The organism is Paenibacillus sp. YAE3, from assembly GCF_057546105.1.
Genome location: NZ_BAAIYF010000005.1, coordinates 160,600 through 183,575 on the forward strand (window position 1 = coordinate 160,600; position 22,976 = coordinate 183,575).

The 22,976-nt window shown below is 52.3% G+C and carries 16 protein-coding genes; 3 read left to right on the forward strand and 13 right to left on the reverse strand.

Annotated elements, in window-relative coordinates:
* Positions 1–114: 114 nt before the first annotated feature.
* Complete coding sequence (gene xynC, locus AC27KL_RS11680; RefSeq protein WP_487169766.1) at positions 115–1,782, reverse strand: glucuronoarabinoxylan endo-1,4-beta-xylanase XynC; 1,668 nt, start codon at positions 1,780–1,782, stop codon at positions 115–117.
* A 130-nt stretch (positions 1,783–1,912) separates the two neighbouring features.
* Positions 1,913–2,737: a sugar phosphate isomerase/epimerase family protein gene (locus AC27KL_RS11685; protein ID WP_487169767.1), complete on the reverse strand. Its 825-nt coding sequence runs from the start codon at positions 2,735–2,737 to the stop codon at positions 1,913–1,915.
* 95 nt (positions 2,738–2,832) lie between these two features.
* Between AC27KL_RS11685 and AC27KL_RS11690 the strand changes: the two genes are divergently transcribed.
* A complete protein-coding gene (locus tag AC27KL_RS11690; protein ID WP_487169768.1) occupies positions 2,833–3,639 on the forward strand; it encodes a helix-turn-helix transcriptional regulator in 807 nt (268 codons plus the stop codon).
* A gap of 50 nt (positions 3,640–3,689) precedes the next feature.
* Here AC27KL_RS11690 and AC27KL_RS11695 read toward each other — a convergent pair whose 3' ends face one another.
* Both AC27KL_RS11695 and AC27KL_RS11700 read right to left on the reverse strand, forming a co-directional pair.
* The gene (locus AC27KL_RS11695; RefSeq protein ID WP_487169769.1) at positions 3,690–5,063 is read right to left on the reverse strand and encodes an ABC transporter substrate-binding protein; all 1,374 of its coding nucleotides are present in this window, start codon (positions 5,061–5,063) and stop codon (positions 3,690–3,692) included.
* Positions 5,064–5,349: 286 nt separating this feature from the next.
* Positions 5,350–6,651 (reverse strand): SGNH/GDSL hydrolase family protein, encoded by a 1,302-nt coding sequence (locus tag AC27KL_RS11700; RefSeq protein WP_487169770.1) that lies wholly within the window; start codon positions 6,649–6,651, stop codon positions 5,350–5,352.
* A gap of 212 nt (positions 6,652–6,863) precedes the next feature.
* Between AC27KL_RS11700 and AC27KL_RS11705 the strand changes: the two genes are divergently transcribed.
* Positions 6,864–7,628, forward strand: coding sequence for a helix-turn-helix transcriptional regulator (locus AC27KL_RS11705; protein WP_339321051.1), 765 nt, complete (start codon positions 6,864–6,866; stop codon positions 7,626–7,628).
* 18 nt (positions 7,629–7,646) lie between these two features.
* On the opposite strand, the gene AC27KL_RS11710 is transcribed toward AC27KL_RS11705, so the two are convergent.
* The 4 genes from AC27KL_RS11710 to AC27KL_RS11725 form a co-directional block, all read right to left on the reverse strand.
* Positions 7,647–9,191, reverse strand: coding sequence for a carboxylesterase/lipase family protein (locus AC27KL_RS11710; RefSeq protein WP_487169771.1), 1,545 nt, complete (start codon positions 9,189–9,191; stop codon positions 7,647–7,649).
* 356 nt (positions 9,192–9,547) lie between these two features.
* Complete coding sequence (locus AC27KL_RS11715) at positions 9,548–11,878, reverse strand: glycoside hydrolase family 95 protein (protein WP_487169772.1); 2,331 nt, start codon at positions 11,876–11,878, stop codon at positions 9,548–9,550.
* A gap of 245 nt (positions 11,879–12,123) precedes the next feature.
* Positions 12,124–12,681, reverse strand: a complete 558-nt coding sequence (locus tag AC27KL_RS11720) for a dihydrofolate reductase family protein (RefSeq protein ID WP_487169773.1) — start codon at positions 12,679–12,681, stop codon at positions 12,124–12,126.
* 123 nt (positions 12,682–12,804) lie between these two features.
* Positions 12,805–13,737 (reverse strand): ketopantoate reductase family protein, encoded by a 933-nt coding sequence (locus AC27KL_RS11725; RefSeq protein WP_487169774.1) that lies wholly within the window; start codon positions 13,735–13,737, stop codon positions 12,805–12,807.
* A gap of 169 nt (positions 13,738–13,906) precedes the next feature.
* On the opposite strand from AC27KL_RS11725, the gene AC27KL_RS11730 reads away from it, so the two are divergent.
* Positions 13,907–14,461, forward strand: a complete 555-nt coding sequence (locus AC27KL_RS11730; RefSeq protein WP_487169775.1) for a TetR/AcrR family transcriptional regulator — start codon at positions 13,907–13,909, stop codon at positions 14,459–14,461.
* Positions 14,462–14,547: 86 nt separating this feature from the next.
* On the opposite strand, the gene AC27KL_RS11735 is transcribed toward AC27KL_RS11730, so the two are convergent.
* The 5 genes from AC27KL_RS11735 to AC27KL_RS11755 form a co-directional block, all read right to left on the reverse strand.
* Positions 14,548–17,019, reverse strand: a complete 2,472-nt coding sequence (locus tag AC27KL_RS11735) for a family 43 glycosylhydrolase (protein WP_487169776.1) — start codon at positions 17,017–17,019, stop codon at positions 14,548–14,550.
* Positions 17,020–17,223: 204 nt separating this feature from the next.
* Positions 17,224–18,984 carry a glycoside hydrolase family 2 protein gene (locus tag AC27KL_RS11740; RefSeq protein WP_487169777.1) on the reverse strand — a complete coding sequence of 587 codons (1,761 nt, stop codon included), beginning with the start codon at positions 18,982–18,984 and terminating at the stop codon, positions 17,224–17,226.
* The gene (locus AC27KL_RS11745; RefSeq protein ID WP_487169778.1) at positions 18,981–21,014 is read right to left on the reverse strand and encodes an alpha-L-arabinofuranosidase C-terminal domain-containing protein; all 2,034 of its coding nucleotides are present in this window, start codon (positions 21,012–21,014) and stop codon (positions 18,981–18,983) included. Before AC27KL_RS11745 ends, AC27KL_RS11740 begins: the two co-directional genes overlap by 4 nt.
* 68 nt (positions 21,015–21,082) lie before the next feature.
* Positions 21,083–21,976: a carbohydrate ABC transporter permease gene (locus AC27KL_RS11750; RefSeq protein ID WP_487169779.1), complete on the reverse strand. Its 894-nt coding sequence runs from the start codon at positions 21,974–21,976 to the stop codon at positions 21,083–21,085.
* Between the two features lie 15 nt (positions 21,977–21,991).
* Positions 21,992–22,954 (reverse strand): ABC transporter permease, encoded by a 963-nt coding sequence (locus AC27KL_RS11755; RefSeq protein WP_487169780.1) that lies wholly within the window; start codon positions 22,952–22,954, stop codon positions 21,992–21,994.
* Positions 22,955–22,976: the final 22 nt, after the last annotated feature.

Here is a 22,976-nt window from a genome sequence, read left to right on the forward strand (position 1 = left end):
GCCGGATTTTTACTTTTTTTGGTTTTGCGGCATTTTATAAGGGAAGGCTCCCCGCTTCTGCGGATGGGCCTTCCCTTATAAGATTATAAAATATGGAACCCGCTGCCTGCTGCGTTACGAACCTGGCGAAACGGTAACGCTGTCCATATTCGGCCCTTCCGTCCCGGTTGTAACGACTTTTAACGTGTTGATTCCGCTGTCCATGGATATTTGAAGCGTTTTATTTCTCCAGTTGGACCAGCTGCCGGTCGCTGTAAACTCGGCGTTGCTGATCGCTTTGGTCCCGTTGACGTATACATCCACTTTTCTTGAACCGGATTCCAGCGCGTAACGAAAATTCACGTTTTTGGTTCCGGCCACTGCGCAATAAATACCGTTCCACTGAACGGATGCTCCGGATGAGGCATTAAAGTTAACGTATCCGGTACCGTGATATCCGGGATTGACGGTTTCAACGACTGCATCGGTCAATGTCGTGCCGCTTTCTGCTTCGTAAGTGCTGCCGTTGCTGCCCAAGTCAACCACAAACGTGGTCACGCTTTGGGCTGGAAGCTGCGCCGTAAATGAATTTCCGGACGTATTGACGGACCCGGGGGCCAGATTGCGGCCGGCGTCCGTCACCCATGAAGATACCTTGGATGCCGTTCCGTTTTGCAGAATGAAATGTTGGTTTTTGGCCGAAGTGCCTCTGTTGATCGCCACGACCACAACCTTGTTGTCGCCTTTAAAGGCGGATGTATATACGTCGGTATCCGGATTCTCCGCTGCATCGATCCTCACGTAACCAGGGCGAACGAACTTGGAGAAATGTGCCATGTTGTAACCCCGCTTGCTTATCGAACCATCCTCCTTGATCGGACCGTACTGCCGGCGGATATACCACCATACGTAAGCCTGAAAATCCCCCTTCGCCATCGCCTTGTGGATATGATAGGAAACATCCAGCGCCTCCGGCCAACGATCTGCCGAATTATTATCGCTATTAGGGTAATAGACCTCCGTCATCCAGAGATCCTTCCCCGTACCTTTTTCTTTGAATAGCGGATATGAGAAGTTGTCGAACGGAGTTCCGTACAGATGAGCGCCCAGAATATCCATATTGGCAAGTGCCTGCGGATCATTCAGAATCGGGTCCGACATGTTTTTCAGATAAGAAAACGACTCGGGAGCGATGACCCGGCATTGGATGGTTCCCGCATATTCTTTCATAAAGCGAAGCATTTCTGCTGGCGTCCACCACGTCCAGGTATGCGCATAATCAGGTTCGTTTTGGACCGAAATCGCATACAAATCGACGCCGTTATTTTTCATATACGTAACAAAATCGTTAAGATACTGCGCATACGCAGCGTATTTATCGTATCTGAGCCGTTTGGCCGAAGTGTCTCCATTACGATTGAAGGTCTCGATCATGTCGCTTGGGGGATTCCATGGCGAAGCAAAGACGATGGCTCCGCGCGCGATCGCGCTTTTGGCCGTTTCGACTTCCTTGCTCCACTGATTCCGATCTTCATCCACATGAATTCTTAAAATGGAGAAGCCCAACTGGTTGTCCCCGTTGCCAAATGCCGTTTCTCGTTGAGCTGCCGTCAAATCTCCAATCCATACCGGGTGGTTGATTCCTCCAAACCCGCGGATCACTTGTTTTTCGGCCGACAAATCGATCGTTACATCGCTTGCCGCCAAAGCTTTGTTAGGTACCGACACCGAAACGCTAAATATAAGTGACAACATCGTGCAGCATGCCAACAATGCACAGACAGGTTTCTTAAACCGTGACATCTTGTTATCATCTCCTTATACATCGTCGTCTCGCTAAGACGTTCATTGCGGTAACATGAGTTTCATGGGAAGCCTGTTGACCAACCCGGTCCTTGACGGATCCGTTCGTCTATCCTAGTCAGGCGACGTTTTAGTTCCACTTTATTTCTTGTTCAGCCAGCAGCCGTTTGATGGCTTTGGCGGCTACCACGAACAATTCGGGTTTGCTAAACCCCGCATATCTTCCGGTTGCCTGCAGATGCGGTTCCAAAGACATGAATCCGGAATATCCCGTCCGCTTCAGTTCCTGGAGAAGCCAATGCATTTGACCGTCTCCCTCGCCGGCAGGGACAACCGTACCATCGTTCATGAGTGCATCCTTGATATGAATATATGAAATATAATCGGCCAGCAGCGGGTAGGCCTCGGACACGGGTTTTACCTTGCATTGCACGAAATTCGCGGGATCGAAGGCCGCCCTCAAGCCGGGCGATGAAACCGCCTCCAAAATGTCCCGGCAGCGTTCCCCCGTATCGCCGTAAATATGGCTTTCATTCTCATGGAGCAAAACGATTCCGGCGTCATTCGCCAGCCGAACGAGCCGTTTCATGCGGCCGAAGACTTCCTCGCGGAATGGTTCATGTTCTCCGTCCGGAATATAGAAGGAAAATATGCGGACAAACTTGGCTTGAAAAAACTTTGCCAACCGTATGGCATGCGCGGCATCCGCAAAATGAGAATCAAAATCGTCGGTAATTTTGATTTTTCCTATTGGGGAGCCGATCGAGGAAACGCCGAATCCCCGCCGGTCCAGACGTTCTTTGATCTTTGCCGCTTCCTCTTCGGTTAAGTTCAATACGTTTTTTCCCCAGACCCCTCGCAGCTCCAGGTAACGAATATGTTCCGATTCGAGCACGTCCAGCTGCTCTTCCAGATCGGAAGAAATCTCGTCCGCGAATCCGGTTAAGGTAACCATGCAAAAACCCCCTTTATTGAGAGCGCAATGAATCGCTTTTTTCTCTTGAAATTTTTGGAGCGGAATCTATGATTAGCTTATAGGAGGCGGTGTCCTTGGAAATCGAGCATCATCCCCATCTTGTTCCGAATATTTTTCTGTTCATCGACCGCAAATGCTTTCCCGAGTGGACGATCCAAAAAGCGAAAATCGATTTTCATGATCTGACGTTCGTGGTGGACGGCATGGCGAATTACTATATTAATGGAGAAAAATTCACCGCCGAAGCAGGCGACCTTGTGTACGTCCCGGAAGGAAGCATCAGGGAAGCCCACACCTTCAAGGAGTTCCCCATGCATTCGTATCCGTTCAACTTTTTTTGGGCCGAACCGCATAATCATGTTCATCTCCCGTTCAAAGGCGTCACGAAGAAAGTGATCACCAAGGAGATTTTGGGCTATATACGTGAATTCAACCATGTATGGATGAGCAAACAGCCGTTTTACCACATCCAAGCGCGCGCCTTGTTCGAACTCATCCTCCACCGTTTGCTCAGCAACCATTACCGCAAAGCGCCCATGCGGATGGATCCGCGGATCAAAAAATTAACCGAATACATTTCAGAGCACTACTCGGAAAATCTCTCGATCGCCGAATTGGCGGAATGGCTGCAGCTGCACCCCGTATATTTGGGCCGGCTCTTTAAGCAGAGCACCGGTACGACGATCAAGGAGTATGTCAAACGCATTCGCATCAACAATGCCGAAATGATGCTGTCATCCGGCGATTTTACGGTAAAAAACGCGGCGGAGATGTGCGGAATTGACGATATTTATTATTTCAGCAAGTTGTTCAAGGAAATGAAGGGCTATCCTCCATCCGCGGCCAGGAAACAGGCGGGGCAGAAGCACCTCCTTGAATGAGGAGGCCCCGCCTCAGTTATTTTCTTATGTGGAGACGGTATGCATGACCGCTACTTTTTCCACACCTCATCGATCGACGCCTGGAACGGTTCTTTATATTTCCCGATGACCGTGGAAACGGAATTCCCTTCCAGGATTTCTCCGACAAGCTCGTAATAAGGCATGGAAGGATACCCGTCTTTGCCGTCGACGACGTTGATGACTTCCCCTGCCACCTTGGCGTTATGGATATCGTCTTCGTTTTGGAACAACGTTTCAAGCGTTGACTGTTTCGGGTAGTCGTAGATGGACTCGATGTCGTTGATTTTTTCATAGATGTAAACCAGCTGCTCGGGGTGTTCGACCGCCTTCGGGATCGTCAAGTAATTCGGGATCGTAAGATGGGAGCGGTATTCGGTGGCGCTTGGTCCTTTAGGAAAAGGCAAAAATCCGATATCCAAATCGGGCATATCCTTTTTAAACCCATCCATCTCATAATCGCTTCCGGCATACATCAGCGTGTTTCCTTGGCGGAAAAATTGGCCGGGTTCGGTCCAATCTCCCCCTTCCGTAGGCCTGGCGATATGTTCCGTTGCAAGGCGGGAGATGAAGTTTAAGGCTTCTTTCGTTTTGGGATCTTCAAGATTTTGTTTCCCCTCCGAAACGATATTCGCGTCGTTGGCAGCCAAAGCCTGCACTAAAATCGAAGCGGAAGCGAGCCCCCATATGTCCAGCTTGCCGTCATTGTTGGTATCTTTGTTCGCCTCTTTGGCGGCTTGGATGAACGTCTCCCAATTCCAGTTATTTTCGTTCACGTATTCCTGCAGCGGCTTGAGGCCGAGTTTTCCCATCAGGGTCCGATTATAAAAAATGCCCGACGAAGCGCCGTTGATGCCTGCCCTGAAGCCGTAGCCCCTGCCCTCAAACTGCGAATAATCGTTCGTGTACTGCTGAATAAACACGTTCTGATTTTTCGTATATTCATCCACCGGCGAAAATAAATCCTGCTTCACGAGCGTCGGAATCATCCAAGGTCTGGCCATCCTTATGATGTCGCCGATCGGCTCCCCCGCCAGCAGGGATGACGTCACTTTATTCACGTACTCCGCATAGTCGATGATGACGTATTCCATTTTAAAATTATGCTTCTTCATGAGTTCGTCCAGGTTCTGCTTCTTCTTAATACTGTCCGGATTATCTTCCTTGATCGATTCGTCGTACCAGGATACCCATTTGATCGTCCGGCCGCCCATGTCGAAATTCATTTCCGACGTGTTGCTCTCTTCTTTTTCATCCGGCTTCGCGGGTGCATCCGTGCTTCCCCCGGCGGAATTCCCGCCGCTTGCATCCGGGTTGGCCGCGCCTCCTCCCGAACCGCTGCTGCAAGAGGCCATCAGGACAAGAATCAAACACCATACCAGCACCATCGACTTACGCTTCCTCATACATATCCCCCTTTGGATGACGCTGCACTTCAAAGTACAGCGCTTTCAAAAAATGAGCTTGCATGCGCATGCCAAACGATGAACGCAAAAATCGGTTCCGAAGCCGGTGGTTCCTGATGAAACGGCAAGCCCATGGATCATGTTAAATGGATTTCCGGAAAACAACCATAGAGAATCTAAATGGCATTTGTAAGTTTTAAACATGATTTCGGGCTGCAGCGAAGGTGCCCCAAAATAAAAAGAAGCCTGTCCATCAAAGGAGAGGCTTCCTTCTCCGTGACTGATCTTACGGCACGTAACCAAACCCCAAAATGGTAAAACGTTGATGTTCGCTGCCCTCGGCCATGCCGATCTCCACCGTATGCTCCTTTGATTCCTGCTCATCAACCAGAATCACCGCGTTACAGTGGGTCCAGTTTACTTCATGCGGATCGGCGAATATCTTATGCTGCCCGTCCACCCGAATCTCGGCGGTTCCGAAATCGCTGCTTCCCGAGTCTTTGAATACGAGAATGAGGCGCTTGCACCGGAGGGTCATGCTGAAATGGCCGTCTCCCGATTCGGCCGTATGCATCCAGTTATAGGGAAACTGGGGCGTGCCGTCATAATGGTCGTCCATTTCCGCGAGCTGCAGCTCCGTATCGGTCTCCAGGAAACCGCCGGGATCGATCCGGGCGACGCTGTTAGCGTTCAGGCGATCGAGCAGCCGGGTGTGAACGTAATCACGGCCGATCAACGGCGGCTTATCGGTCGCGATATCCTCCTCGTCCGGGGCAGACCGGTCCGTGACTGCGAACAGCCAGTCCAGGCAATCCGCCATGATTTGATGGCCGCTATTCGTCGGATGATAGATATCATAAAAAAACTGCCTTTTGGAGATGACGCCTCCTTGGTCCCTGGCCAAACGGAACTGCTCCACGACGGCATCCTTGATGCTGACCATGGGAAGGTCGTAATGCCACCCGACCGGAGCCAGCCGATCCTGAAGATTCCAGTCGTTCAAAAACACGCTGAACAGCAAAATGACGGCAGGCTGGCCGGGGCCGTCAAGCGCTTTGAGCACCAAGCTTTCGTAGCAATTCCCCCGCGTCTCGTCGCCGGCGTCATTGACGGCAAATTCCACGACCACGATATCCGGATTCTCCTTGCCGTCCCGGAGCACATCCCGGTCGTAACGGACGATCCCCAGCTCCGACGGCGTGCCGCCTACCCCCGCTTTGATGAAACGGACAGAACGGCCCTCGGAGGAGGCGGCGAACCGCTTCCTGAAGAGCTCGTACGACCTGTAAGCATAACAATTTACGGGAAGCGGGACGGCACCGGCGCCATGGGTTATGGAACCGCCGATGTAGGCGATGGTCACCGACTCGCCTCTCTTCGCTTTTTCGATGGCCGCTTTCAACCGCTTATTGTTGCCCCGATTCAGCAGAGATTTGGCGACCATGTCACGGTAGGATGGCGATGCAAAGTCAACCGGGGGATCGATCATGGCTTCGGGAATCGGATCACCCTCATGCAAGTATTCAGGGTCCCGCGGTGCCGCCGGACCTCCCGAGTCGTTCATGGATATGGCTGAATGGTCGGTCATAGGAATTCTCCCTTCTCCGTTATTCAATCGGAGCAGATTCTGCATTTCGATATGATATTATGACGGGCCGTGATACCCAAACGCAACTCCCATCTCTTTACATCCTCACCCGATGTTTACTCTTGCAGGTTTTGGGGCCATGCGCTTCTCTATCGTTCCTATTTTCCTCGATATGGTATAGTAGAAACATCATTCCACAGGGGGGATAAGGCTTGGCCCATATTCATTTTGTCGAGTGCAACACGACGCACCCGAGCAACTTTGTGATCGATGTTCCTATGGGTTATCACTGGCTCCTTGTCATCACCAAAACTCCCGCGCTGTTCTGGGTCAATGGAGATCTGAAGGAATATCCTTCGCATAGCGTGATTCTCTACCGCCCGCAGCAGAAGGTTTATTACCGGGCATGCGCCGATCAATTCATCAACGATTGGATCCGCTTCGAATCGAACGAACCCTATATTACCGAATCGCCGCTGCCGCTCGGAGTCCCTTTTGCCCTGGATGATCCCGACTACTGCCACAAGCTGCTTGAATTGTTAACCATCGAACACAACTTTCACCGGGATTACAAGGCATCCTCCATCGACTGTTTGCTGCGAACGCTGTTCAACAAGCTGCTCGAATCTTATTTCCGTGAACCCGTCACGCCTCAGTACTATAACTTATTGAAACTTCGTACCGCGATCCAGAACGATCCGGGCGATTACTGGACGATTGCGAAAATGGCGGATGATCTCGGAATCAGCCCGGGCTATCTGCAGAGCATCTACAAAAAAACATTTAAAGTCACCTGCATGGAAGACGTCATCAACAGCCGAATCCGGTTGGCCAAAGAATATTTAATTCACAGCACCCAAAGCATTGCCGATATCGCTTCCCGATGCGGTTACCAAAATGTGGAGCACTTCTGCAGGCAGTTCAAACAGATGACAGGCTATACGCCAAGAAAATTCCAACAGCAGGCAAAAGGTTAGCATTCTGCGATCCCCTCGCTATACCTCCGGTTGCAGAACGGACCCGTTCTTCTTGAAATATTGGTGCACCAGAAATTTCATGATCTCGCTAGGGGGTTCTTTGCAAAATTCGGCCTGATCGGCAAAAAGCATGCCATACGGGGCTTCAGGGGTATAAGGCTCCCATCTCGGCAGCTCCTCTCCCGTCGAATCCAGCCCGTTCGGGTCTCCCGAACGAATGAAGTTGGCCCAGTAATTGCACATCTGGCGGGCCAAATCGTAATGTTTGCCGACAAACGGCCGCCAGCATTTTGCCAGCGTTTCGAAGAAAAACCAGAGATCCACCGAGTGGAAGGTTCCCGGATGATCCCAGCCCGGGATTTCGGCATCAAAATTGTAATAATACAACGGAGTACCGGAGCCGTTCTCGGCATTGGCTTGCGCGGCGATCCGGATGGCATATTCAATGCCGCTCACCGAAGCCTTCTTCCGGATCTCCTCCATGTCGGCCGACGGCCCGCCGCAAAGCTCCAGGAACACCTCTGCATCGTCTCCGAACATGTCCGCGGCGAGCTGCTTGAAGTCTTCCGGCGAATCGGCGTCCGGAACGCTGAAAAACTCGGAGGACGTGTGGCCAAACATCACCGGCACCTTCCAGCGCTTGTTTTCAAGGAACAATTCAAACGCGTTGCCTACGCTAAACACCTGGTCAGCGACGGTGCCCCAGAATCCCTGGTATTGCACAGCCTTGTCGCGGAGAGTGACTGCATCCAGCTGCCGGGCTTCCGCAAGAGAGGATACGCCGAGGTACTCGAAAAATTTGACGCCGTCCTGTTCGGCTTCAGCCAGATGACGCCGAAGCGGAGGCGTGCGAGTTCCCGGATAAAGCTTCGTAAAGATCCCGCTTTGAATGATCGCCTTCTGAAAGAGCCCCTCATTCTGAGGGGAAGTCAGCTGGGCCATCACGCTGCCGCCGCCGGCGGACTGTCCGCCGATCGTAATGTTGTCCGGGTCGCCGCCGAAAGCCGCGATATTGCGCTTGACCCATCTTGTGGCCGCCTGTTGGTCGAGATGGCCGAAGTTAGCCGGCGCGCCGGGTGCCTCCGCCGTAATTTCGGGATGGCATAAAAATCCGAAAACGTTGAGACGGTAGTTGATCGTAACGACGACGATGCCTCTCCTGGCGATGCGTTCGCCGTCAAACTCCATTTCAGCCGTATGGCCGACCTGAAGCCCCCCGCCAAAATACCATACATATACCGGCAATTTTTCATCGGTGCGTTTGGCCGGTGTCCATACGTTCAGGTAGAGGCAGTCCTCGTCCATGGCGATGTCCGGTTCCACGGCCCATTCCCGGGTATAGATATTGTTGTCGTCGATCTCCTGCCTCACCTGCATCGAGATCGGCGCGAATTCGTACGCCTTAAGCACCCCTTCCCAGTCCTTGGCCGGCTGCGGGGCTCGCCACCGGTTGTCGCCTACGGGAGGGGCGGCGAATGGGATGCCCTTGAAACTTGTGATTCGGGGGTCGGCTGCCGGCAGTCCCTGAACCAACCCGTTTTCCACTTGCACGATTCGAAGCATGTTCATCGTCTCCCTTCGTTTTGCGGATTCCCGGCATATCGCTCCATGAATCCCTTTCGGATTCGTTTGGATTCCGCGGAGCTTCGGCCCGGACCGATCCAAACAAGCGCTTTCATGAGCGCGCAAAGGAACCCTGGCCTTGTCAACCTTTGGTATTCAACGCCTGGTATACATAACTTCGTCATTCACTAAATCAAAAAAAATTGTAAATGACGACTTGGATTTAAACAATGATATATACGCATATCCAATTGATATATCGTGAGACGGGAATTTTTCAGTGCAGCCGCCACAACAAAAGGAAGCCGATCCGCAAGCGGACCGGCTTCCTTCTTATGGAATTTCCCTTTCCTTTGTTACACGGATGGGAGCAAATTCTCCGTTTCGATCCTGTAGGCTGCTCCCGGTTCCGTGTGATAACGGATGCAGCCTTCATGGGCGTTCACTTGAGGTATCGTAGTTCCATCCTTCTTCACCACGACGGGCTGCCGGTAACGAACCGTGCACGGGCCGCCAACGGTGGATACAATCGTCGCGTGCGTCAGCTTCCCTGCTTTCCACGCCATGTCGACGGTAAATCCTCCTCTGGCACGGAGCCCCTTAACGGCCCCCTCCGACCATGAGGACGGAAGAGCCGGCAGCAGATCAAGCCGGCCTGCATGGCTCTGCAGCAGCATCTCGGCTACCGCAGCCGTCCCGCCGAAATTTCCGTCAATCTGGAACGGCGGGTGGTTATCCAGGAAGTTTGGCAGCGTGGAATGCGTCAAAAGCGCAGCGAGATGATCCGCCGCCGCTTCCGCGTCCCCCAACCTCGCCCAGAAATTGATGATCCACGCCCGGCTCCATCCCGTATGGCCGCCGCCGTTTGCCAACCGCCGTTTCAGCGTGTTTCTGGCTGCCTTGGCCAGTTCCGGCGTTCCCTCCGGCGTGATTTGGCTGCCGGGATACAGGGCAAATAAATGCGAAATATGGCGATGGCCGGGTTCGGCCTCCTCATAATCCTCGTACCATTCCTGCAGTTGGCCGTACCTGCCGATCTTTGGCTGCGGCAGTTTGTCCATCACGCGTTTCAGCTCCCCTCCAACGGCTTCGCCGGCAATGCCAAGGATCGCCTCCGCTTCAAGGACCGCCGCAAACAACTCGCGGATGATTTGGGTGTCCATCGATGGTCCTGCGCACAGAACGCCGGATTCTCCGTTCGGAAGAATATAGGTGTTCTCCGGGGATACCGACGGGCAGGTCACCAGTTCGCCACCCGGCGTTTCGACCACGTAATCGATGAGAAATTGCGCTGCTTCGCGCAGCGTGGGATACGCCTGTCTCAGGAACTCCGCGTCCATCGAATAGCGGTAATGCTCCCATAAATGGAGCGAAAGCCACCCAGCGCCCATCGGCCAGTAGGAAGCGGGAAGGTATGAATCCTGAGGAGCCGTATCCGCCCAAATGTCCGTATTATGATGAGCCGTAAAGCCCCTGCAGCCATACATGATGCTTGCCGTATGCCTGCCCGTCTCACGCATCCGTTCCAACAAATCGAACAGCGGCTCATGGCACTCCGCGAGACCGCACGATTCCGCCGGCCAATAGTTCATCTGGGCGTTGATGTTGATCGTATATTTGCTGTCCCACGGCGGGAGGAAATGCTCATTCCAAATTCCCTGCAGATTGGCGGGAAGTGAACCGGGACGGCTGCTCGCAATGAGCAGATAGCGTCCATATTGAAAGTACAGCGCAAGCAGTCCCGGATCCGCTCCGCCGCGGCGCATGCGTTCCATGCGGTCCGGCAGGCTCATGCGTTCAAGTTCAACGTCGCATGGACCTAGCGAAAGCGATACCCGGCTAAACAATGCGCGATAATCGTCTGTATGACGTCGGAGCAAATTGGCGTAACCGGTATGTATGGCGGCTTCCGCCCTTTTTAAGGCGTCCCCGACCGGATCAGTGGACCTAAACGTGGTTGCGGCTGCCAAAACAAGCGTCACGCTGTCTGCGCTCTCCACAAGGAGATGCTCCCCGATGGCTTTAACCGCTCCGCCTTCCGCTGCCGCCTTCAACACCGTGCCGAACAGGCTGCCGCCTTCGCCGCCGCAACTTCCGCCCATCCAGATCGCGTCGTCTCCAAATCTGCCGGTCCTGTCGGCGTAACGCCATTGGCCTCGTTCCAAGCGTGCAGTAAAGCCGATTTGGCCCGGTCTATCCGCTGTCATCCGCACGACGATCACCTGATCGGGATGGCTGGCGAACAGTTCCCGCTTGAACGCAACGCCACCTTGCATGAAGGAAACGGTGACGGTGCCGCTGTGCAAATCCAGCATTCGAGTATACTGCTCCAGCTTCCCGTTTGGAAGCATAATGTCAAACATCAAGCGGCCAAGCGGAAGGTAGTGCCGCTGCGTTTCGGGCAGGCCGGACAGGGAAAGCCGGGCAAGCCGCTCCGCTTCCGCTAATTTCCCTTCAAATATAAGCCTGCGGATCTCCGGCAGGTTCTCTTTGGCGTCGGGGTTGTTTCGATCCCGCGGCCCGCCGTACCATACGGAATCCTCGTTCAGCTGCAGCTGCTCCCGGTCCGGCTGACCGTATACCATAGCGCCCAGCCGGCCGTTGCCGATCGGCAACGCTTCATCCCATTTTTTTGCCGGCTCCTCGAATAACAGTATCTGGCTCCTTGTTTTCGGTTGTTCCCCCATCGGATTACACTCCCCGCCTATTAAAATAGTGTTCATTCACCTTCGTTCGCGTCCCGTTTCGGACGTCCATCGCCTTATTCGTCGTCTATCCACTTTTCCCTCATTATCAGCCCTCTCTCTTTTCGGTACAATAAGCATTTCTTGATTCCATTGCCCGTTCTCGACTTGAATTCTATTGGGAAGAATATTCATTCCATTAAAAAAGAAGGACGAATGATTTCATCGTCCTTCTTTTTTAGGGTCGATTACTTTTTGTAATGTAACCCAACCACACCGTTTGAATAGGTTTTAGCACCGGTTAATCGGAGGGAGCGTTGTTGTCCGGCCAAGGCGAATAAACGTTCACCTGCGGCTGCGATAACGGGATGGACAAGCAGCCAAAGTTCGTCGTATAAGTCGTGTTCGATAAAGGACTGCCATGTCCTAACCCCGCTTTCAACCGATATCCTTCTCGCCTCTTTTTTCCGGACTTCAAGTTTTTCGGCGAGTGAAGGATTGTCATGAACAAGCCATAACTCCGAGTTTCTCCAGCTTAATGCTACATCGGAATGCGAGATCACGACTTTAGGAATCTCATTCATTTTTTGGGCGATGGCCCGTTCCAACGAATTGGACGAGTTCTCCGCCTGCTGCCAATGATCGGCGAGAGAAGCATATGTGTTTCTGCCGACGATGATCGTATCGACCGTCTTATAATATTCCAGATAATCCTCGAAAATCTCCTCGCTCAAAGTCATCCATTTGTGCTCGTCCGAGACAACCCCGTCCAGCGACACCTGCATGGTTAGTACGATTTCGCCCATACCGTATCAACCTCCAAAAAATGTGATGAATCCATTATATCAACATTGCCTGGAGTTCATTTCTCGCAGATTGCTCAAACTGACGGCCGGCGAATTTCGTCCTGCAAACCCGATGCCTGTTGGCTAGTCCGATCGTCCGCTCCCAAGCAGACGTCTTTCAAGATCGTCCATGCGAGGCGTCGGAATGCCTGATTTCCGATTCCATTCGCCAAACGCTTCGAATAAAGAGGCAATTTCGTCATAGGAACCGTCGAAGAATCGGGAAAATGGCAGGAGATGATAGATTTTCAGCATGAGATAGGCTGTCCGTTTATTTTTGCGAAAAAGCTTTGCCTGGCTTGCCGGCGTCATCATGTATCCCAATGCTTCCAGCACATCGAAACCTTCGCCAATGGCCGCAATGATCTGTCTGAGCATTTCTTTATCCCTCGCAAGCTCTCTTAGCCTGCCCCCCTTGGCAAACAAGGCTGAAGTTAACGCTATAATCGGTACGATGTGGTTTTTCAGCCAAGCATCCATATCTTCATGAAAGATCAGTTTATAGTTGACCGTATCAAATGCCTTCTCCAGCAAAGGCTGAAAAGGAATCGGACCGTCAAGCCCGCCCAGCACCATTTGCCCTCCTCCGCGGAGGCAGACGATGCGTCCGTTTTCCCGGCGACCGCCGCTAATCTGGAAACCGAAAGCGACTTGTTTTTCCATTCGGCTCATGTTTTGCAGCTCCGTTTGCATCCTGCGGGCATCCGCATTATTGCCCACCAGAACGATACGACGGCTCCGATTGGCGGCCAGAATAGGCAGGACGGACGGGAAATCCGAATAGGTCATCACCACAAAGATGAGATCATAGCCCTCATCCTCTTCCAGCGTCCGAATAACACGAACCTGATCGATGGTCGTTCGGCGCTGAAAATAATGACGGATGACGACCCCGTTCCGCTCCAGCTCCTCCGCTCGCTTTCCTCTGGCCAATACAGTAACGTCATGGCCGCCCCGTACCAGAACATGGGCCAAGTAGCTGCCCAACACGCCAGCCCCAAACACCAACACTTTCATAGGTTTGCCTCCGATTGCTCATTTTTAAACATATATTGATTTATCAACGTTTGTTGATTAGACTTAGCATAGCAATGCGTCAGGATCGCTTCAATCGGTAATATCCATGCTTTTGTCGATAAATCAACAAATCAACCCGGTATGTTCAAAAAATGTGAAAGGAGAAGCGATGGACAGACGGATCCCAAAAACAAAGGAAGCGATTCTCAAAGCTTTCGTCGAACTACTGAAGGAGAAAAAAATCGAGCAGATCACGATCAACGAAATTGCCGACCGGGCCAATGTAAACCGCGGAACCATCTATTTACATTACACGGATAAATACGACTTGCTGGATCAGTGCATCGACACGTATTTGAAGCAGTTGTACGAAAGCTGCATGCCAAAGAAAGGCACATCCCTGCTTTCGTCCGGAGGTCCCCTTTTTCAAACCTTTGAATATTTGGAACAAAATGCACACATCTATGTAACGCTTTTGAACAGAAAAGGAACTCATGCATTTCGTTGCCAGATGATGGAATACGTCATGAGGGGAGCCGAGGAACAAATCAATCTTTACGGACTTCCTGCGGGGATGAACCGGGAGATCGCCGTACAATTTCTAGCTTCGGCGATTACCGGCCTGGTGGAGTGGTGGATCGTGAATTCGATGCCGTATCCTGCGGAGGAGCTGGTCATTCAGTTGATGATGCTGCTGAAACAGCATCTGCCGACAGTGTCGTGAGCTTAAAAAACCAAGAGCGAATGACACGCTCTTGGTTTTTTGAAATCGGTATCTCTGAAACGATTCCCCGCAAATCCCCCGACCTATTAAGGATATACCTTGAAGTTATCGAAATGCGTCTGCTTGCCGGCCGTTCTGAAGCCGACTTTGCCATGCGTAAACGGGTTCAGGCTGTTGTCGGTATAATCGATTTTCGGTTGATTCATATCCTCGACATATACCTTAATGTTCGTACCGTTTACCACGACTTTCATATGATACCAGGTGTCCGTTGCGTACGTCTGCGGCGCTCCTTTGAGGAATGACCATTTGTAACTCATCTTGCCCAGGTTTACCCCGCTTGTCGTCAAATAGGCATAATATCCCTGGAACGCGTCATAGTTGTTCTGCCCCCGCTCCGTGCCGTGGGAAGGATTGGACACCCTGACGAGCAATCCCCCGTCGCCTCCCGAGTCGATCATTTTGACGTCCGCCTCGACTGTATAATCCATCCAATTTGCGTCTCCGATCGTCGTCTTGGCAGGTCCCGTACTGCTTCCCGATCTATACTCGCCGTTCTCCACGGCCCAGGTTCCTTCAAAGCGTGTCCATCCGTCGTCATTGCCATCGTTGAAATCATCGCTAATGGCAGTGACGCCTGCGTTTTTATGGAACGTCATCCGTGAAAAATCCGCCTCGCCTTTAACGAACTCAACCTTCAGCTCCCGCTGTCCGGCATTCAAATAGACGCCTTTCTTCGATACGGTACGCCAGTTGTCCCAATCTCCCGTATCTGGAACGTCAATGATCCCGGTTAAGTCCGTCGATCCGTCCCACAAGCGGATTTGAACGCCGCTCATCGTGGTGGCCATGCGGAAATCGATGTCGTAATAACCGCCGGATTCCACATTGACTTTATACTTATACCATTCACCGGTTTGATTCCAGCCCAGATTGAACAGGCCTTCGCTGTTCAGACGAATGTCGCCCGCGTCCGTGCGGTACGCGCCTCCGACATTATTCGCGGTGGTGTCATGATAGGCGACCCCTTCGCCTCCTTTCATATAATGCACCGCTTCAATCTTGCCCGGAACCGGTTTATAAGCATCCCATGCGCTGCTTCCGTTTACGTCGTTGCTGAAAGCGACAAAACCGAAATCCGCATGCGTGTCTTCCGTCTGAACCCCGATTTTGCCTCCGCCCAGGTTCGCGGTACGCGTTCCTTTCAGCATGCCGTCCACGTAAAACTTAAACGTGGATCCGGATTTTTCAACGCGGATCGTATGCCATTTCGAATAATCGAAGCCTGCGGGCAGGTCGAACGTTTGCCATGCTTGATCCACGCCGTTAATCCGGAAAAACGTGGCGAGGCGGTTATTTTTCGAACTGAGCATCGCTGCCCCGAAATTGTTCTCGTCTTTATATGAAAAGGTGGCGCCGTATCTTGGGCTTGCGGAAGCGCCCCGCTTCATTTCTTTCATATTGAATTCGGCCGTATAATCGGACGCGCTCGCCGCTGCCGAAATTTGTTTATACCAGGTGGTATCGCCGACCGAATCCTGCCACATCAGCTCTTGATTGTAGATCCCCCAACGGCCTCCGTTCACATTGGTCCACCCGCTTCCGATCGAAGGGCGATCGAAATAATCGTAAAACGCAGGCATTTCCGGATCAGGCTGCAGCGTCGTGGTTGGACCGAGTACGATCATCTTGTCGTTGTTCCAGACGATGCGGTCCATGTTCAAATGACGCAGCGGACCGATCACGCCGGGGCCCTCCAAATTGTGATAAATCATGTAATGCGTATCCAGATTGGGACCGATGACCACGGAATTATGACCAAGACCTACGGTCGGGCCTTCCGTGCTGATTAACGCCGGATTCAGGCTGTCCGCCACGTAACCGGACCTCGGCCCGGTCGTGCTGACGGCATAATCCACCCGGTAGCCTTTGCTGAATACGTGATTTCCGGTATAAGTCATATAATATTTGCCGCCCCGCTTGAAGACGGTGGCCCCTTCGGTCCAGCCTCCCATACCGACGCCCGTTGAAGAACTCGCCCCAATCGAGGTGGGGCTGCTCATCGGCGCCGCGTCGATGCGGCCCTGCCCGGCATGAAAAAAGCTGAACGAGCCGTCATCGTCGATAAACACATTGCCGTCGATCGTTTTGCCAAGATTGCCGGTTACGACTTCGAACGGTCCGGTCGGACTCGTGCTGCTGAGGACGTAATGGCCTTTTCCGGCGGGAGAAGTATACATATAGAACTTGCCGTTCCAATAAACGACCTCAGGGGCGTACGCACCGTGCGTAACCGGGTCTGTTGCCGCCAAACCGCGATAGGACCAGTTCACCAAGTCCCGGGAGCTCCACACCTTGACACCGTCGTCCGTGTCTCTCGTGCTCACATACAAATAATAATATCCGTTAAATTTCATAACGTAGGGATCGCCGAGCCCGTACTGCTCCCACTCGCCCGGCAGTGATCTCGGATTTTGATAGGCGAATGTTTCCGTCGGCACGGAAGCGATAAGGGGAAATGTAACCGCTAACACAAATAGCCATCGTATGGTTTTCACTTTATAATTACCTCCCTTTCGTTCAATAGCGTTCGCTTCGGTGAAATGACTTGGCTTGACTCATTTTCAAAGTGACCTGCGACGCTGCATAGTTGTTGTGTCATGTCCGGCGCGAGACCGAATCTATCACCCCCTTCCCGCCATATGGCAAGAGCCAAAAGAAAAACGGGTTCTCTTTTGGCTCCGGTTGGTTGGCATCATGCGTTATGCCATATTAATCTCTCTAATTTTCTCGAGCGGCATTTTGGGGCTGCGGTCTTCATATAAGAGACCGTTGATCTCCTGTTGAACGTCGGTAAGCTGCGTATAACAGTAGCCATTGATCGCATCGACGCTTTTGATCGCCTTCGTTAATCCCTCGAAACGCGCCATAAATTCTTCTTCGGAAGAGACTTGATGGCCGTAGCCCCAGCCTTTGTCCGATTGGAACGCAATGCCGCCGTATTCGCTGATGATGATCGGCTGTCCCCGGTAGGCGTATCCTTCCGCGAAGGCATATTTCCATTGGTTGCAGGTCGTTTCGCAAGAGAGGACCGCCTCCAGATTGGAATACCGTTTCATCAATCCGTCGCCGGTCTCCACGTAATCATGCAGCGTCAAAATGTCGGATACGGTATGCTCCCAGCCGTCGTTCGTGATGACCGGGCGGTACGGATCGATCGATTTGGTCAAATGATAAATGCTCTCGGTAAATTTCTGCTGTCTCGGGTCGCGAAGGATGGACGCAATCCCCCATGATTCGTTGAACGGAACCCAAGTGATGATGCTGGGATGGTTATACTGCTGCTGAACGATTTCCAGCCATTCCTTCGTAAACGCTTCGACCGCCCGATCATGGAACTCGAAGGTTGCAGCCATTTCAGACCATACCAGCAGGCCTTTGACGTCGCACCAATAAAGAAAACGGGCGTCTTCGATTTTCATATGCTTGCGTACGCCGTTGTAGCCCATCTCCAGCATTCTGTCGATATCTTCGATGAGCGCTTCCTCGCTTGGCGGCGTCAAATGGCTGTCCGTCCAATACCCTTGGTCCAAAATCAACCTTTGATAGATCGGGACATTGTTCAGCAGTACCTTGCCTTTTTCAATCGAGATCTTCCTCATCCCGAAATAGGAAAACACTCGGTCCACCACTTGATCGTTTAAGGTCAGGACAAACTCGACATCGTACAGATTCGGGTGCTGCGGGGACCATAGACGTTTCTTCCACGGTCCGTTGGCCTCATGGATGAGATCGACTTCCACCGTCAGGCAAGGACGATCGATCGCCAAGCTTACCCGTTTGACAGGCTTGTCTTTCAAAGTAACGATCGCCTCCAGCTTTAAATCGCCAGCCGCCGGCACCCCGTTCACCTCATAATCGAAGCGTACGATATTACGGTCGATATCCGGCGTGATTTTAACCGACTCCAGCCGTTGTTCCTCCACGTATTCAAGCCATACAGTCTGCCAAATCCCCGTCGTTTGGACGTAAAAGCATTCAAAATTGTCCTTCGTCCACCGTTGTTTGCCGCGCGGCTGGGTGCAGCTGTCGCTGTCCTCCGCTTTTACCGTAATTTGATTCTCGGATCCGAAGACCAGGTAAGGTGTAATATCAAAGGAAAATGCCGCATACCCTCCCTGATGGCTCCCGGCCATTTTGCCGTTGATCCATACTTTGGCCACGTGATCAACCGCTTGGAAATGCAGGATCACCCGTTTGCCCTCAACTTCTTTTGGAATAAGTACCTGTCTGCTGTACCAAACATTCGGGTGAAATTCTTCCGCTCCGATGCCGCTCATCTTGGTTTCGTACGTAAAAGGGACGTTGATCTTATGCGTTTCCGTGAACTTCTCCTGCCAATTTTCTCGTTCTCCCGTGTTAGGGTCGTCGAACCGGAAGTCCCACTCTCCGTTCAGGTTCGTCCAATCCTTGCGTACGAATTGGGGTCTGGGATAATCCTTGATATACGCTTTGGTTGTCATTTCTTTCCTCCTGCTTTCTGCGCTGACTTGATCTCGACTGCATAAATTGAAGTTTTCCGTAAAGGATATCCGTCCTTCCATTCGGAAGCGGAGACGCTTCGGGTCGTGCAAACGATTCGATTCGGCTCGAATACGGAATTGATATCTTCAAAAGAATCCCCCGTAATCTCATGCAGGATGGTCTCCCCGGAAAAATCGAAGGATTGGAGCGCAAGTTTGGCCTTCACCTCATGCAGGCTGCGGTTCACGATAAACAAGGTGATGACGCTACCGTCCTCGTTCGTACAAGCGGCCACATCCAAATCCGGAAGTTCATCAAGTCCCACCGGCGTCTGTTTCGGCGACTGCACGGAAAAGGTGCCGCACTCCGTATCCACGGGCAGGACCCGCCGGATTCCCCGATTGGCGTAAAGCTTTAACACTTCATACGTCGGCGTTCCGTACACCGTGAGAGGCAGTCCGCTCCAGCCGGAGATCTTGCCGCTGTTTTGATCGGCGTAGTAGTCGCCCACGCGTATACATCCGCCGAGCCAGCCGTTCACGAGATCGGAGAAGCTGCCGATGTGCACCATATCGCTTGCGCGAAGCATTTCATTCAAATTAGCCGCATTCGCAACAGCGGCGCCCAGTGTATGTTCGTCCGGCAGACCTTTCCGGTTCGTGTTCGGATAATACATGGTGTTGTATTCCGTAATGGCGAGCTTCACATGGCGGGTCTTCGGATTTGCGCGAATAACCTCCACCGCTTGCCCGATATCTTTGCTGGTCCATTCCGGGAATGCCGCGATGGCTTTGTATCGCTCCTCCGCCGGCGTATCCCGGTTCATTCCGAAACGTCCGAAGCCGTGGTATAAATGCATCGTCAAATAGTCGATGTATTCGCCTGCTACTTCGAGCACCGGCTTGTTCCATTCCGGATCGGTATGTCCGCAAGCCAAAACCGCAATCGAAGGGTCAACGGCTTTCATCGCTAGTGCAAATGTCTTGCATCGCTCGGCGAACGGGTCAGCAGAACAAGTGCCCACTTGCCAATCGCCCCATACTTCGTTGCCGATCTCCCAATATCGCACGTGATACGGCTCCGGATGGCCGTTCGCCGCCCGCAAGGCTCCCATCGGCGTGTCGATGCTACCGTTGCAATATTCCACCCAATTCGCGGCTTCCTCCGGCGAACCGGATCCGTCGTTGACGCAGATGAGCGGTTCCACCTGCAGCTCCCGGCAAAATCGGATAAACTCGTCCGTCCCGAAATATTTGCTGGTCCACCCTCCCCAAGCTTCGTTGTACATGACAGGCCGCTCGAGCACGGGGCCTACGCCATGTTCCCAGTGGTAGGCGCTGATGTAATTTCCCGCGAGTCTCATCATTCCCGCGTTCAGGTCCCGGGTCATGTCCACGACCTCGCGCTTCACCATGCCAATGCTGTCAGCGGGAAGCAGTGACACGTGATCGAGCCAGAGCATGCCTGTGGACACGTGGTCTTTCCAGCGGGGATGGTCTTCCGGAACATAGACGCGAATTTCCGCGTCGGCACAATTCCGCGAAACCGTCAGGTTAGCTTCGTATTCTTGCCAATTGTGGCTTTTCAGTTCGATGAGCACGCGGCCGAGCAGTTCCTCCGATCGCCGATCCACTGCATCCACCGTCAGATAGCGAAGCTCGACGGATGCACGGGCGACGACCTTCACCGCGTAAGCCATCGGTCCCTTTAGCGCTGCAGGCTGCGCGATTCCCGCGTAGGCTTCGTCGTCGCTGAACATCCGGATGCGCTGGGCGCGGCCCGAATGCCTTTGGGCCGGCGCCTCCAGCGCATATTGCGTATTTCTGCCGTTCGTATAAGGAAGCCAGCTTCCGGAAACGGCGATCTCACCGGCCTTTTCGCTTTCGAAATCCATGTCTCTTAAAGGAAAAGCCAGCATCGCTTCCATATGGTCGCGGATATCTTCGACGAAATGCCCGAAAAGATAAGGGTTGATCGTATGCTCTTTGGGCCTGTTGCAGTCGATTGTAATCGTCGCATTCGTTTGCACAATATACCTCCATGAACATGATGTTAAGAATCGCTGTAGATCAAGTGGTCTGACAAGTGACAAGGTCTTTACCCTTTGATGGAGCCGATCATGACGCCTTTGACGAAATGCCGCTGCACAAAAGGATACATGATCAAAATGGGCAGGCTGGAGATCATGATGACCGCGTACTTGATGCTCTCGGCCAGCATCACTTTATTTTCCAGCCCAACGTTAGCGTCGACGGCATCGGACTGGCTGATCAACAGTATTTCTCTCAGAATCAGTTGAAGCGGATAACGTGCTTCATTACGGATGTAGATCAAAGCATTAAAATAAGAGTTCCAATGCCCGACGGCGTAAAACAATACCATTACGGCCAGGATGGGCTTGGACAAAGGCAAAATAATGTTCAGCAGCAGCCGCCAGTTGGAGCAGCCGTCGATATGGGCGGCTTCCTGCAGTTCCCATGGGATGCTGGTTTGAAAGTACGTCCGCATTACGATCAGATTATACGTTGCGATCGCCCCGGGAATGATCAAAGCCCACATCGTATCGAGCAGCCCCAAATTTTTGACGAGCAAATACGTAGGAATAAGCCCGCCCCCGAAAAACATGGTCAGCGTAATGATCACCATGAGTACCTTGCGGCCGGGAAGATCCGGTCTTGACAGCGGGTATGCCGCTAATACGGTCATGATGATATTGACGGCCGTACCAATTACCGTATATATGATCGTGTTGGTGTATCCGGTCCATATCTTCCCGTTGTGCAGAATGTTTGTGTAAGCATCCAAGGATATGTTTTTAGGCAGCAGCCATACTTCCCCGCTCAATACTTTCGCCGGATCGCTGAACGAAGCGCTGACAACGAAAATGAGCGGATACAACACAATCAAAATGATGAGTGCAGCGATGGTATATATAACGGCATCGAATATCTTTTCATCCGACGATCGGCTTATGGAAGCTTGATTAGCCATGCTCATTTTCCCCCTTTACCATAAGCTGGTCTCCGATACTTTGCGTGCGAACCGGTTGACAAGCAGCAGCAGGATCAGATTGATAACCGAATTAAACAATCCGATCGCCGCCGTATAGCTGTATTCGCCTTTGAGAATACCGGTCGTATACACGAACGTGGAGATCACGTCGCTTGATTCGATATTCAAATTATTTTGCATGAGCAGGATTTTCTCGAAACCGATGTCCATGAAATGTCCAATATCCAGAATGAGCATAATAACGATGACAGGCACGATGCCCGGCAAGGAAATATGCCATACGTGCCGCAGTCTGGAAGCGCCGTCTATCTTGGCCGCCTCATACAGCTGCGGATTCACTCCGCTGAGCGCTGCGATATAGATGATGGATTGCCAGCCCATGTTCTGCCATATGTTCGAGCCGATGAAAATGGTCTTGAACCAACCGGCTTCCTCCAGAAAACGGATCGGCGACCCGCCGAGAGCTTCGATCAGCGAATTGATCGGCCCCGTGGTCGGCGAGAGGAAAACGTTCAGAATGCCGACGATGACGACGACGGAAATAAAGTGCGGAATAAACGTAATGTTCTGCAGTATTTTGCTGAACGTCTTGCTGCGAATTTCGTTAACGATCAGTGCAAGCAGGATCGAAATAGGGAATGCGATGAGCAGCGAGAACAAATTGATCGATAACGTGTTCCACAGCAGCCTCCAGAAATAAAACGAATCAAAAAAACGTACGATGTGGTCGAAGCCGACCCAACTGCTGCCGATGATTCCCTTGCCCGGATTGAAATTTTTAAAGGCAATTTGCAGCCCGTACATCGGCCCGTAATGAAAAATCAAATACCAGGCGATGGGCAGCAGCAGCATAAGATACAGGTCTACCCGTCTTGCCATCTGTTTCCATACGCGGCCCCGCCGTCCCGGAATGTTCCGGGACGGCGCAGCATTGACGTGGACTTGAGCGCTCTTCATAAGCATCTACTCCTAACGAATG

Coding starts and splice junctions, on each gene's coding strand:
- xynC (WP_487169766.1), bottom strand. CDS start 1,782: ATGTCACGGTTTAAGAAACCTGTCTGTGCATTGTTGGCATGCTGCACG.
- AC27KL_RS11685 (WP_487169767.1), bottom strand. CDS start 2,737: ATGGTTACCTTAACCGGATTCGCGGACGAGATTTCTTCCGATCTGGAA.
- AC27KL_RS11695 (WP_487169769.1), bottom strand. CDS start 5,063: ATGAGGAAGCGTAAGTCGATGGTGCTGGTATGGTGTTTGATTCTTGTC.
- AC27KL_RS11700 (WP_487169770.1), bottom strand. CDS start 6,651: ATGACCGACCATTCAGCCATATCCATGAACGACTCGGGAGGTCCGGCG.
- AC27KL_RS11710 (WP_487169771.1), bottom strand. CDS start 9,191: ATGCTTCGAATCGTGCAAGTGGAAAACGGGTTGGTTCAGGGACTGCCG.
- AC27KL_RS11715 (WP_487169772.1), bottom strand. CDS start 11,878: ATGGGGGAACAACCGAAAACAAGGAGCCAGATACTGTTATTCGAGGAG.
- AC27KL_RS11720 (WP_487169773.1), bottom strand. CDS start 12,681: ATGGGCGAAATCGTACTAACCATGCAGGTGTCGCTGGACGGGGTTGTC.
- AC27KL_RS11725 (WP_487169774.1), bottom strand. CDS start 13,737: ATGAAAGTGTTGGTGTTTGGGGCTGGCGTGTTGGGCAGCTACTTGGCC.
- AC27KL_RS11730 (WP_487169775.1), top strand. CDS start 13,907: ATGGACAGACGGATCCCAAAAACAAAGGAAGCGATTCTCAAAGCTTTC.
- AC27KL_RS11740 (WP_487169777.1), bottom strand. CDS start 18,984: ATGACAACCAAAGCGTATATCAAGGATTATCCCAGACCCCAATTCGTA.
- AC27KL_RS11750 (WP_487169779.1), bottom strand. CDS start 21,976: ATGGCTAATCAAGCTTCCATAAGCCGATCGTCGGATGAAAAGATATTC.
- AC27KL_RS11755 (WP_487169780.1), bottom strand. CDS start 22,954: ATGAAGAGCGCTCAAGTCCACGTCAATGCTGCGCCGTCCCGGAACATT.